The organism is Stomatobaculum sp., from assembly GCF_057248925.1.
The window spans coordinates 107,412-119,792 of sequence record NZ_DBHIHF010000002.1 but is presented as its reverse complement, the minus strand read 5'-3'; the positions used below and the strand labels follow the sequence as shown (position 1 = coordinate 119,792).

At 53.9% G+C, this 12,381-nt stretch carries 13 protein-coding genes; 11 read left to right on the top strand and 2 right to left on the bottom strand.

What is annotated here, in order from left to right; genetic code table 11:
• Window positions 1-177: 177 nt before the first annotated feature.
• On the top strand, window positions 178-1,491 hold the full coding sequence (locus tag ACO4XG_RS01115) for an alpha-amylase family glycosyl hydrolase (protein ID WP_308508809.1): 1,314 nt from the start codon (window positions 178-180) through the stop codon (window positions 1,489-1,491).
• Here ACO4XG_RS01115 and ACO4XG_RS01110 read toward each other — a convergent pair.
• On the bottom strand, window positions 1,484-1,714 hold the full coding sequence (locus ACO4XG_RS01110) for a hypothetical protein (RefSeq protein ID WP_330670142.1): 231 nt from the start codon (window positions 1,712-1,714) through the stop codon (window positions 1,484-1,486). The two genes, ACO4XG_RS01115 and ACO4XG_RS01110, sit on opposite strands and share 8 nt — an antisense overlap.
• Window positions 1,715-1,832: 118 nt before the next feature.
• Between ACO4XG_RS01110 and ACO4XG_RS01105 the strand changes: the two genes are divergently transcribed.
• From ACO4XG_RS01105 to ACO4XG_RS01060, 10 genes are all read left to right on the top strand, one after another.
• Window positions 1,833-2,375, top strand: coding sequence for a helix-turn-helix domain-containing protein (locus tag ACO4XG_RS01105; protein ID WP_308508810.1), 543 nt, complete (start codon window positions 1,833-1,835; stop codon window positions 2,373-2,375).
• A 60-nt stretch (window positions 2,376-2,435) separates the two neighbouring features.
• Window positions 2,436-3,077: a pyroglutamyl-peptidase I gene (pcp, locus tag ACO4XG_RS01100; protein ID WP_308508811.1), complete on the top strand. Its 642-nt coding sequence runs from the start codon at window positions 2,436-2,438 to the stop codon at window positions 3,075-3,077.
• A gap of 5 nt (window positions 3,078-3,082) precedes the next feature.
• Window positions 3,083-3,991 (top strand): leucine-rich repeat domain-containing protein, encoded by a 909-nt coding sequence (locus ACO4XG_RS01095; protein WP_485129630.1) that lies wholly within the window; start codon window positions 3,083-3,085, stop codon window positions 3,989-3,991.
• Between the two features lie 267 nt (window positions 3,992-4,258).
• The gene (locus ACO4XG_RS01090; protein ID WP_308508813.1) at window positions 4,259-5,350 is read left to right on the top strand and encodes a dipeptide epimerase; all 1,092 of its coding nucleotides are present in this window, start codon (window positions 4,259-4,261) and stop codon (window positions 5,348-5,350) included.
• 32 nt (window positions 5,351-5,382) lie between these two features.
• Entirely contained in the window at window positions 5,383-6,561 is a 1,179-nt protein-coding gene (locus tag ACO4XG_RS01085) for a DUF819 family protein (RefSeq protein WP_308508814.1), read from the top strand.
• Window positions 6,562-6,645: 84 nt separating this feature from the next.
• A complete protein-coding gene (locus tag ACO4XG_RS01080) occupies window positions 6,646-8,223 on the top strand; it encodes a transglutaminase-like domain-containing protein (RefSeq protein WP_308508815.1) in 1,578 nt (525 codons plus the stop codon).
• Between the two features lie 13 nt (window positions 8,224-8,236).
• A complete protein-coding gene (locus ACO4XG_RS01075; protein ID WP_308508816.1) occupies window positions 8,237-9,079 on the top strand; it encodes a DUF6630 family protein in 843 nt (280 codons plus the stop codon).
• Window positions 9,072-10,220, top strand: coding sequence for an SseB family protein (locus tag ACO4XG_RS01070; RefSeq protein WP_308508817.1), 1,149 nt, complete (start codon window positions 9,072-9,074; stop codon window positions 10,218-10,220). The genes ACO4XG_RS01075 and ACO4XG_RS01070 overlap by 8 nt, the downstream gene beginning before the upstream one ends.
• A 137-nt stretch (window positions 10,221-10,357) precedes the next feature.
• Complete coding sequence (locus tag ACO4XG_RS01065) at window positions 10,358-11,107, top strand: PepSY domain-containing protein (RefSeq protein WP_308508904.1); 750 nt, start codon at window positions 10,358-10,360, stop codon at window positions 11,105-11,107.
• A 205-nt stretch (window positions 11,108-11,312) separates the two neighbouring features.
• Window positions 11,313-11,951 (top strand): methyltransferase domain-containing protein, encoded by a 639-nt coding sequence (locus ACO4XG_RS01060; protein WP_308508818.1) that lies wholly within the window; start codon window positions 11,313-11,315, stop codon window positions 11,949-11,951.
• A 54-nt stretch (window positions 11,952-12,005) separates the two neighbouring features.
• Here ACO4XG_RS01060 and ACO4XG_RS01055 read toward each other — a convergent pair whose 3' ends face one another.
• Entirely contained in the window at window positions 12,006-12,356 is a 351-nt protein-coding gene (locus ACO4XG_RS01055; RefSeq protein ID WP_308508819.1) for an FCD domain-containing protein, read from the bottom strand.
• Window positions 12,357-12,381 lie beyond the last annotated feature (25 nt).

Genomic DNA, 12,381 nt, shown 5'->3' with positions numbered 1-12,381 from the left:
CGCGTTACAGGTACATACGCCCTGAGTTGTGATCTTTCTCCGCTATCGGAGTTTTGCAAAGGGGTGTAGATATAGAAGTTTGCGAACCCGATTGCTTTTCGCCGCATCGGAAACGGTGCCTACAGTTTTGCGGAGCGGAATCGGGAAAATGGCATTACAGTGTTAAGGAGAGTCAATATGTGGTCAACGGAGAGTGTGTTTTATCAGATTTATCCCCTGGGTTTTTGCGGTGCGCCGAAGGAGAACAACGGTGTGCTTGTGCCCCGGATTCGGAAGGTGACGGAGTGGATTCCGCATTTAAAGCGCCTGCATGTGGATGCGGTCTATTTTTCGCCGGTGTTTGAATCCGACCGTCACGGCTACGATACGCGGGACTATACGAAGATTGATTGCCGCCTCGGCAGCAATGCGGATTTTGCGGAAGTCTGCAAGGCACTCAAAGAGAACGGGATTCATGTGGTTCTGGACGGTGTCTTTAATCATGTGGGGCGCGGCTTCTGGGCTTTTCAAGATGTGCTTCAAAAGCGGGAGCAGTCTCAATATAAGGACTGGTTTTACATTCACTTTGACGGGAATTCCAATTATAACGACAGCTTCTGGTATGAAGGCTGGGAAGGACACTTTGAACTGGTCAAGTTAAATCTTGATAATCCGCAGGTGACGGAGTATCTCTTCTCCTGCATCAAAGCCTGGATTGAGGAATTTCAGATTGACGGCCTGCGCCTGGATGTGGCCTACTGTCTGAATCCGAACTTTATGCGAAAGCTTCGCGCGTTCTGCGATTCCGTGAAGCCGGACTTCTTCCTGCTCGGTGAGATTCTGTTCGGCGACTATAAGCGCATTGTAAATCCCGAGATGCTGCATAGCTGCACGAACTACGAGTGCTATAAGGGACTGTATTCGAGCTTTAACGACCTGAACCTCTTTGAAATCAACTACGCGCTGAACCGTCAATTCGGAAAAGAAGGTCATGCCATCTATCAGGGCGAGCATCTGCTCAGCTTTGCGGATAATCACGATGTGACCCGCGTGGCGAGTATCCTAAAGGAGAAGCGACATCTGCCCCTCCTCTACTGCCTGCTTTTCGGCATGCCGGGCATCCCCTGCATTTACTACGGCAGCGAGTGGGGCATCTTGGGTGAAAAAGGCCATGGCAGTGACGATGCGCTCCGCCCGGAACTCGCTGCGCCCGAGTGGAACGAGCTCACGGATGCCATTGCCTCCTTTGCGGAGATTCATAAGAGCAACAAGGCGCTCACGCACGGCGATTATAAGAGCATTGTGCTCACGAACCGTCAGCTGGTATTTGAACGGGAGTTTGAGGGAGAGCGAATTTGGATCGGTTTAAACGCCGAGGACAAAGCGTATCACGCGCACTTTAACGGGGCGGATATTAGCGCGGCGACGGATCTTTTGCGCGGAGAGCAGGTAGCCCTCCACGACGGATATCAAATGCCGCCCTTTGGCTACTTCATTTGGAAACTCAATTAAGCTTTGAAACAGTACTCGAATCGGAACCGAAAGAGAATTGAAAAAGAATCAAAAAAGAACCCGCAGGTCTGCCATCTCGGAGACTTGCGGGTTCGAACATGGGGTATACAAAGGAGAAGCCGTTCACGTTCATGAGGATGCCGTAGGCAAGCGCCAGGAACCAGAAACCGGCAAAGATGGGAAGTGTGTAGGGAAAGGCAGCTTTCAAGGCTTTTTGTTTCATCAAGCCCTCCTTGAAACCAAAACAAACAAAATGTAAGATAAAATGAACGGGGAAAGAATACCACCGAACGCTAAAACACACAAGGTGTAAATTATAATTTTCGCTTGCGGAGACTGCCATGGAAGCCGGAGAAATCATTGCGTACAATCTGAAACGCTTGAGAAACGAAAAGAACCTGACCTTGGGGCAGCTTGCCAACATGGCAGGCGTCAGCAAGGTGGTTCTCTCGCAGATTGAAAAGGGAGAGGCAAACCCCACCATCAATACGATATGGAAGATTACGGGAGCACTGCAGTTGCCGTATTCCGCGCTCTTGGAAATGCCGGAAAAGGCTGCGGTTCAAATTCGGAAAAAGGAGATTTCCGCACTTTCGGAGGACAAGTACCATATCTTCAACTATTATGCGAAGACCGCAGATCGAAACTTTGAACTGTATCAGATTGAGGTGGAGCCGGGCTGCGAGCACGCATCCATCGGGCATTCCGCGAACAGCTTTGAGTATCTGATGCTGCTGAAAGGAGAGTTGGTTCTGGAAACCGGCGGTGAGGAATATTTTCTCAAGAAGGACGATGCCATCTGCTTTGATGCCTCCGGCGCGCATTCCTATAGAAATAGCGGAAAGAAGGATGCCAAGGCTGTGCTGCTCATTTATTATCGGTAAAGGCGAAGCAGAGTGTCTCTTCGGAGCGTTTCTACCCCAAACGTGTACAGGAGGTTTGATATGAAGTTGTTGCTGACAGGTTTTACGCCGTTTGACGGCGAGACAATCAACCCGGCGCTGGAGGCGGTGAAGCGCCTTCCGAATGGAATCGCAGGCTTGGAAATCGTGAAGTTGGAGGTCCCGACGGTATTCGGCGAGTCCATCCGGCTGGTTCAGGAAGCGATAGAGCGTGAGCAGCCCGACTTTGTGCTATCGGTTGGGCAGGCGGGCGGCAGAGCGGCAGTCACGCCGGAGCGCGTTGCCATCAACGTGGACGATGCGCGAATCCCGGACAACGCGGGACAGCAGCCGATTGATGTCCCGATTTTCGCGGACGGAGAGAATGCCTATTTTGCGACCCTGCCGGTGAAGGCAATGGCGGAAGCCATACGGAAGGCGGGACTGCCCTCGGCGCTCTCGAACACCGCGGGGACCTATGTTTGTAACCACTTGATGTACGGCGTCTTGTATCATCTGAATCAAAAAAACAGCCGTGCCAAGGCCGGTTTCATTCATGTGCCCTATATCCCGGAGCAGACCGCAGATAAGCCGGGTGTCAAATCCATGCCGCTTGACGAGATCGTGAGGGCATTGGAGGCAGCAATTGCCGCGATACCGGCACATGAGACGGATATAAAAACGGCTTACGGAAGAGAGTCGTGACAACCATGATTGAGAAAATCAACGGTGACACAGCCCAGTTTGAAGCGCCGCTCACGGCGGAAGATATGGCGGATCTATTGTCGGATGACAAAATACGGCTGATCCGTCCCTGGGGCGGCTATCGGCCGGGAGAGGCGGATTTGGAGAAGCTCAATGACTTTTTTCGCCTTCGCCCGGAAATCGAATTTTGTGCGACAGAGCCGGGGCAGCTTGTAGATCTTCCGGAATTGCAGCGGGTTAGCGAAGCGGTCTCAGGCTGCTTCGGTGAGGGACTTTCGGGCTTAAAAGCGCTGAAACGATTGCTTAGCCTCGGTCTCACGGAAGCGGATCTCACAGCGCTCCCGGAATATGCGGATACGCTGGAGGAACTTAGCCTTTCCGGCAGATTAAGTAAAAAAAGCGGCGCTTGCCTTTCTAAGCTCACGCGGCTTAAGGTACTTTCGCTGAGCGGAACCACACTGGAGTCTTTTGCTTGCATCGGCAAACTGCAACTCACTTACCTCTATGTATACGGCAACCGGCCGAACAGCCCTGCCGGACTGGAAGCACTTTCCTCGCTTCGGGAGCTTCGCGTGAAAAACAATTCCTCCTGGACGGATTTCTCGTTTCTCACGGAGCTTAGAAACTTAGAGTCGTTACGCCTGGATTACTGCGCCAAGTTGCGGTCGCTCGTTCCGCTCGACGGTCTTCGTCAACTGAGATACGTAAGGCTCGAAAACTGCGACAGCCTCGAAGACCTTTCGCCTCTCTGGCGTCTGACAGCGGACTGTGAGGTCTTCGCGACGGGAAGAAAACTTTTGCAGGCAGGGCTTGCCTACGAATACAGTCCGAAAACCGGCGTAGCGGAGTGGTGCAGAGAAGCTTCTCCCAATTTGCCGACAGAGCTTCTTGCGCGCGGGAGAGAGGTACAGTAGTAAGGCGGCGAAACCCGGGAAAACGAACGATATACCGGTCCGCAGGTCCGATTTTACACGGATTTGCGGGCCGGTTTTTCCTGCTGTCAAAGTGATTTTTTGTCTAAAAGCACCCGTCAAAGTGTATAAAACGATTGCCGTAAAAAGGAGTTCATTGTATAATAATTCAAAACTCAAAGCGTAAATCGGGTCGTGTTAGCGTGAAAGCAAAGGAAGGTCACGAAAGCCGAGACCCGTGCATGGCGCTGGGGGAGAAGGAGGAGAGGCATGAAAATCACGGAGATTCGGCTCGGCAGCATCTCGGTGCCGTTGCGGGTGCCTTTTAAGACAGCGCTTCGCACGGTGACAAGTGTCGAGGATATCATTCTCGAGATTCACACCGACACGGGAGCGGTGGGCTACGGCGAGGCACCGCCGACGGGCGCGGTGACCGGGCACACGACGGGCGCCATCATCGGGGCGCTGAAGGATCACATCATCCCCAACCTTCTCGGCAAAGATATCGATGCGTTTGAGGATTTGATGCAGCTTGTTCAGTCCTGCGTACACGGAAACAGCAGTGCGAAGGCCGCGGCGGATATGGCGCTCTGGGATCTCTACGGGCAGCTTTATAAGCTTCCGGTCTACAAACTTCTCGGCGGCGCACGGAAACAGCTGGTGACGGATATCACCATCAGCGTAAACGAGCCGGAGGAGATGGCGCGGGATGCCGCAACGGCGATTGCGCGCGGGTATGACTGCCTGAAAGTTAAGGTCGGCGCGGACCCGACGCTGGATGTGGCGCGGCTCCGGGCAGTACGTCAGGTCGCCGGCGCTGACATTCGCCTCCGCATTGACGCAAATCAGGCCTGGGAGCCAAAGCAGGCGGTGCGTATCTTAAATGAGATGCAGGAGCAGGGACTCAAGCTTGAATTTGTCGAGCAACCGGTCAAGGCGCACGATATCGAGGGGCTCAAATATGTGACCGAGCATAGCTACGTGCCCGTACTGGCGGATGAGAGCGTGTTCTCCCCGCGCGATGCGATGCGGGTACTGGAACAGCGGGCGGCAGATTTAATCAACATTAAACTTATGAAGTGCGGCGGCATCTACAACGCGCTGAAGATTGCGGCTGCGGCAGAGATTTACGGTGTGGAGTGCATGATTGGTTGCATGCTGGAGGCGAAGATCTCGGTGAATGCGGCGGTTGAGCTCGCCTGCGCCAAGAAAGTCTTTACCCGCATCGACTTGGATGGTCCGGTGCTCTGCAGCGAGGATCCGATACTGGGCGGTGCGCGTTTTGAAGAGAAGTTAATCACGGTTTCGGATGAGGCCGGCATGGGCATCCGCGGCGTGGATGGCTTGCGTTACCTGGATTGAGCATCAAACAATAAAAGATGGGGGATAAAGAGATGATCACCAACGGGTTTACCTACATTGCGTTTCTTATTTTCCTTGCCGGGATGCTGCTGTTCCTGGAGAAAAAGACCAAGGCGAAGATTTTTAACATCGTTCCGCCGCTGGTCTGGATTTATGTGCTGAACATGGTCTTTTGCACCATGGGACTCTACAATTCCGAGGCCTGCTCAAACACGTATTCGGCGCTCAAAAACAACATTCTCTACGCGATGATTTTTGTCATGCTGCTTCGCTGCGACTTTAAGAAGCTCTCAAAGCTCGGCGGGCGCATGGTGGCAATCTTCCTCGGCTGCTCGCTGACACTGGCGGTCGGCTTCCTGATCGGCTACCCGATTTTTAAGGGCACGCTCGGCACGGATACCTGGGGTGCGGTTGCAGCGCTCTATGCTTCCTGGGTCGGCGGTTCCGCTAACATGGCGGCCATGCAGGCGGCACTTCCGGTCGATGCGGGCGCATACAGCTGTGCGCTCGCTTTGGATACCGTTTGCTACTCGGTCTGGATAGCGCTCCTCCTGCTCGCGGTCAAGTACGCGGGGCGCTGGAACACTTCGGTCAAGGCGGACACGTCTACACTGCAGGCCATTGCAGAGAGTGCGAATGCAGAGGTCGCAAAGGAGAAGAAGGTTGCGACCAGCGCGGACTGGATTTTCCTGATCGGTCTTTCGCTCATGGTTTCGGCTCTCTCCCAGATGGTCGGAAAGAGCTGCAATGCGGCACTCGCAGGTGTGGGGCTCGGTATGTTTGACAAGGGAACCCTGACGACGGTCTTTGTCAGTATCCTGGGACTCATCTGTGCGGGTACTTCGCTCGGCAAGCTCCCGGCGGTCGAAGAGCTCTCGAATGTATACCTCTATGTGGTGGTCTCGCTGCTCGCATCGACCGCATCGGTATCCGATCTGCTCGCGGCGCCCATGTGGGTGGTATACGGACTTTTCATCCTGGTCATCCATGTGGTGCTCATGTACCTGCTCTCGAAGGTCTTCCACTGGGATCTCTGCATGGTATCGACGGCATCGCTTGCAAACATCGGCGGTTCCGCCTCCGCACCCATCGTGGCATCTGCCTATGACGCTTCCTATGCGGGCATCGGTGTCCTGATGGGCGTGCTCGGCGCGGCAATCGGGAACTTCTGCGGACTCGGTATGGGAGTCTTGTTGCGGCTGTTTTTATAACAGCAGAGTCTTTGTGACAGCTTATCTAACTTGGGATGCCCGCACTGCGGGCATCCCTTTGCCGTTGACTTAAAGGAGAGTGCAATGGGAAAGAGCATCTTTGAAAGCATGTACCTGCCGCTTCCTTCTCCGGTGCAGCAGATGAAGGAGCGCGGAAATTTAAAAGAGGCAGAGGCGTATTTGCAGCATTTGCTGGAAACGGGAGACTGTCTCCCGGAGGAGCGGCAGCGCTTCCGCGCGGAGCTGGAAATACTCCGCCGTTTGCCCGCGGAATATCCCTATACAAGGGCGGAAGCGCTGGAACTTGTGCGGCGCTATGTTCCGAATTTTTCGGAGGCGGACTTTGATTCCTTGCGCACGGACGGCAGAATATTTTGGCGCTATCTGGACGGTGAGCCGCGCTATTTCGGCCGCTTCTTTGACTCGCTCTGTAAAACCGATCCCTTCTTTGCCGTAGCGGCGGAGAAGCAAGGGCATCATGTTCCCGGCAGTGACCGCAAGTTGCTTAGCGAGAGCGCGGAAAAAATGCGGGCGCAGGGAGAACTCTCTGTGCGCCTCGCGGTGCGCGCGGAACTGGAATTGAAGGAGGCAGTTTTCCGGGAAGGGGCTCTTGTTCGGGCTTACCTTCCTCTGCCGCGTGTTACGGAAGAGCAGAGTGAGATTGCGGTCGAAGAGATGAGCGCCGGGGGACTGCTCGGCGCGGAAGCGGCAGAGCAGCGCGTGGTCTTCTGGGAGGAAAGGCTACGCGAAAACCATCCTTTCACGCTTCGCTACCGTTTCCTGCATACCGAGAGCTATCGCGATGTCTACGGATTTGCGGAGAGAATGCAGGCTGTGGGCAAAAATACGAGTGAAAACAAAACGGAATACAAAGACTTAGCGGAGACGGGCGTCCATGCGGAGCAAGGAATAGAACAGAGAGAGGAGAGCGGGACCCAAAGCATCTCGGAATACCGCTTTGAAAGCAAGACGGAAGGTAACGAAAATCGGGCGGGAGACAACGAAAATCGTATGGCGAGCGGAATGGAGGTGTCTGTAGCGAACGGCCGAAACAGCGCCTTGTTTCCGCCGAGCGCGTACCTCAGGAGCCTTGCGGATGAGCTAACCGCGGGGGCGACGGAGCCCCTTGTCAAGGCAAAGTGCTTCTATGACTTCATCACAAAGAAGGTGCGCTACAGCTTCATGCCCTCTTATTTTTGCCTGGACAGGATGGCGGAGCGCTGCGCGACGGACCGCGTTGGCGACTGCGGCATTCAGGCGCTCTTGTTCCTATCGCTCTGCGAGGCGGTCGGAATCCCGGCGCGCTGGGAGAGCGGGCTAAAGACAGAGCCTAAGTTTATCGGCGCCCACGACTGGGTGCGTTTTTACAGCGCGGATTTCGGTTGGCGGGCTGCGGATTTATCCTACGGGGGTTCCGCTTGGAAGCGCGGAGACGAGCTCTTGCACCGCTTCTACTTCGGCAACGTGGACCCGTGGCGCATGGCGGCAAATGCGCGTATACTTGGAGAGACGGGTTTCCCGGAGCCGGAATTCCGCGCCGACCCTTACGACAATCAGGTGGGAGAGATGGAACTGGACGGTCGTGGTCTTCGCTACGAGGAATTCCGCCGCCGAAAAGAAGTGCTGCGGGCAGAAGAGATACGGCAGGTGATACGTCCGTAAGGAGCGGGAAACAATGAGGGACAGGAGTTTTAACAGCTGGATGCAGCGGGTTCTCTTTCAAAACTACGAAGACTGGCATATGAAGGAGCCGAACTATAACCGGAACGGTTTTAATATAATCGGAATTGATAACACGCTGAAAGCGATGCAGGACGGATATATTCCATATATGGAACTGACCCCGCCGCAGGCAATTCAGGGTTGCACGCGGATGAAGGCGATTGTCAACAAGAAAAAGGACGGTGTCGACTTATATCTGGATGTGGATGGCAAATCCTATATGATTCCGGCACTCGGCTATCCGGAGGCAGTGCGGATTTTGCGGAACTTTGTGAGCCGCTTAAAGCTCCCGGAAGCAAGCAGATATATCGAGGTACAGCGTGTAGACGGTAAGGCGATTCAGGCGGACTTTCGAAAACTCGCTCTGCTTTTGCTCGGTGACAGCGAGCGAACAAAGCGCTTTTTAAAAAAGCAGAGGCCTGACAGCATCGAAGCGGCGGAAGAAGCGCGGAATGCGCTTTACGAGGAGATGTTGGAGCAAAGAAAAGCGGTTGAACTTGAGTGGAAGTGCGACAAGGAGAGTTTCCTCGCGTTGGTCGGGGAACTCTGCAAGGCGCGGAAGCTTGCAATCCGGGAAGACGGTCTGCACGAGGCGCCCGGTGATATAGAAGGCTGGTGCCGGGAACTGAGTGCACAGTGGAACGATGACTGCCTCGCGGAGCTCGACATGTTCAGCGAGACGCACGGCTTGTTTCTGCTTGAAAGGGAACACTGTGATGAGGCGGTACGATTGGCAGAGAAACTGTTGCTGACCGTCAAGATATACGGAAGCGGGGAGGAAGCACGAAATGTTTGATTCACTGAAGAATTTCTTCGGCGGCAAAAAGGAGCCGGACGGATCGGAAAAACAGCAAAAGGCGCCCGTTCGCTTCACGCTGATGGCGGAGCGAGTTGTGCCGGACGCCGGGGAGCGGTTTTATGCCGAGGGAGAGCTCTTCGGCGAGGCTACGGTCGGTGAGCGGGTCACGATTTTACACCGCGACGGCAACATCTCCCACCCTGTCTTAGAGGAGATGCAGGGAGGCGGTGCAAACACGAAGCTCTTCTTTTCGGGAAAAGAGGGCTTATCCCTTGATTGGACCTACGCTCTGATTACGAATATTCCCTATCAGATTGAGGTCGATGTGAACCGGCCGATTGAAAACCCCTATCTCCTTGGGCTCACGCGGGTCGTTTTTCGCTTTCAGCAGGAAGGGGATTTTCTAAATCTCTTTTTCCGTGAGCTGGTGCGAAGCCACTATCTGCTCGCAGTGCGAACGGACGGAAGCCTGCCCGAGGGGAGCGGCACGGTGACATTGAAAAAGGGCATGCAGTTCGGCATTGCCCGCGTCACCCTGGATGAGGGTGAGGAAGCCTTGCCGGTCTATACGGATTGGGACGCCATACGACAGATGGAAGCGCAGGGGGCAAACGGGTGGAAGCGGGAGACCATGGTTCTCCACTTTCCGCAGCTTGTCGGGATGCTCCGGGAAAACGAGGGCTTTGTGATTAACCCCTACGGGCCGCAATTATTCTATGTCTCGCCCGACATCATCCGCAGCATTCAAAATTCTCCGGGGTATCAGAGTGAGTTCGGGGAGGCCAAGATGCAGAGTAAGACCGTCGAGCGGGATAGCAAGATGATGCTCGGCTACCCGGCGGAAAACGAAGAGGTGACGGCTTTAAAGAGCGCGCTGCTTGCCTATGCAAAATCGCGGCGGGAAATTGCCATGCTGGATTTGCTCCTAAAGAGCGACGAGGACGGAACCCAGTCCTATCTCATCATTCTGGATGTGCCGGAGGAGAATTGCCGCGCGTATTTTCAGGAGATTTACAATGCCTGCCGCCATCTTTTGCACCGCGTCTGCTACATGGATTTTGTGACCCTGCGGCGTGCGGGATTTGCGGACGGTGTGCGGACAGAGCCGCCGCTCTATGTCCGAGAGAATGAAGACTGAGACGAAAACGGTCGGATTTGGGTTTCCTTGAACGAAACGGGAGAACAGATTGTAATAAAGGTAAAAGATAACGGCCTCGGCCTTGCGGAGGAAGATAATTTGAAACACGAATCAAGGCGTAATCTTCCGTGGATAGAATGAAGACAGCTTTTACCGTGCTCTGTTCACTTGCCATTCTGACTGCGGTAGGTACCGGAACAGCCTTTGCGGATGCGGGCGTCGATCCGGTCGCGGCAGAAAATGTGCGCACCGAGTTCGATTTTGAGCAGGGCCACTTCATCTACGATGTGGAGTTCACCGCGAACGGAACGGAGTACGGCTATTGGATTCAGGCTTCGGACGGAAGTGTAGTCAAGAAGAAGATTGAGCTGATTGGCGCGGGCGGAAGCAAGACCGGCATCACCGCGGCAATCACGCAGAAGGACGCGAGAAAGATTGCCCTTGAGGACGCGGGACTTATGGAGGCGGAAGTTACTATCAGCGCCGAGAAGCTGGATACGGAAAACGATGACGGCGTGCCGAACTATGACCTGGATTTCTACACCGCAACCCACGAGTATGACTACGAGATCAATGCGCTCACGGGTGCCATCATGGATAAGAGCGTGGAAGTGAACGAGCACGCGGTGCCGGAGACCAAGCTCGCAGCGACCGCAGCGCCGACTGCGGCGGCAACCGAGGCCGCAAGAGGTTTTATCGGTGTGGATCGTGCAAAGTCGATTGCGCTGGGACACGCGGGTGTCTCGGCATCCTCGGTATCCTTCTCCAAGGCGAAGCTCGATGACGATGACGGCAGAGGCGTGTACGAGATCGAGTTCTATGTAGGAAACACAGAGTATGATTATACGATGATGCCTACTCCGGAGGCATCATCGTATATGATATAGACCGCGATTGATCCTTACAGAGGGCCCGTTCGGAAAATGATTCCGAACGGGGCTCTTGTTCGTTGATTGGCAGCGCGAACGGCGTTACAATATACCTAGAGATGACATGGAAAAATCGGCCCGATTGAATGTAAGCGTCAGGCCGATATTCAGATCGAATATCGAGAAATTTGTCTGTAGAAGGTATGCGAAGTGAGGGGCAATTATGTTGGATCAAAAGGGCTTTGATCTCTGGGCAGAAGACTATGATAAGTTTGTGGGGATTTCCGAGGAAAAAAACACCTATCCCTTTGCCGGATACAGAGCAGTGCTCGGAAACATCTATCAAAGTATTATGCGAAAGCCGAAAGCTGTTGTTCTGGACCTTGGCTTTGGAAGCGGAAGGTTGACGGCCAAGCTGTATGAAAAGGGCTGTACCGTTTATGGGCAGGACTTTTCGGAGCATATGATCGAACTTGCCGCGCAAAAGATGCCGGAGGCGAGGCTCTATCAGGGGGACTTTGCAGAGGGGCTGGCAGAACCGCTCCTCAGAGAACGCTATGACTTTATCATAGCGACCTACTCGCTACATCATCTAGGTGATGAGCAGAAGCTTCTGCTTTTGCAAGCCCTCCGCAAGCTGCTGAACCCGGGCGGGCAGCTTTTAATCGGCGATGTGATGTTTGAGGACCGGGAGAAGCTGGAGCAGTGTCGAAGGGAGGTGGGCGATGCCTGGGATGAAGAAGAGATCTACTTTGTTGTGGACGAACTGAAGCAGATGTTTCCGGAGTTTAGGTTTGAGAAAATTTCATTTTGTGCAGGTGTGCTGGAGCTTGACTGTGAGGCGTTGCGCGCAAGAGAATAAAGAAAAAAGAACGGAGCGCCTTGTTTTCTTAAGGCATTCCGCTCTTTTTTACGGTCAACAGATCAGAGTGTTGACCCAGTTCTTACGCACGACAGCACAGGCAGCCGCAAGGTCGTGTTTTTGCAGGGCGGAGATCAGCTCCTCATGCTGTTTGGGAGAACGACTTTTGCTGGCATCTGCGATATAGTACATGTTTTCAATTCGCGCCACATGGCTTTCAAGTGTCTCAATGAAGCGTTTTAAAAAGGTGTTATTGGATAAGGCAACAAAAACGCCGTGAAAGCGGCTGTCATATAGACGTATGGTCTTTACATCGGAATCATGACAGGCTTTGGAGAACTTTTGATTGAGTGACCGGAGCTCAAGAATTACTTCATCATCGACAGAAGGGAAGGAAAATTCCAAGGCGAGGACATGAAGCTTATATCAA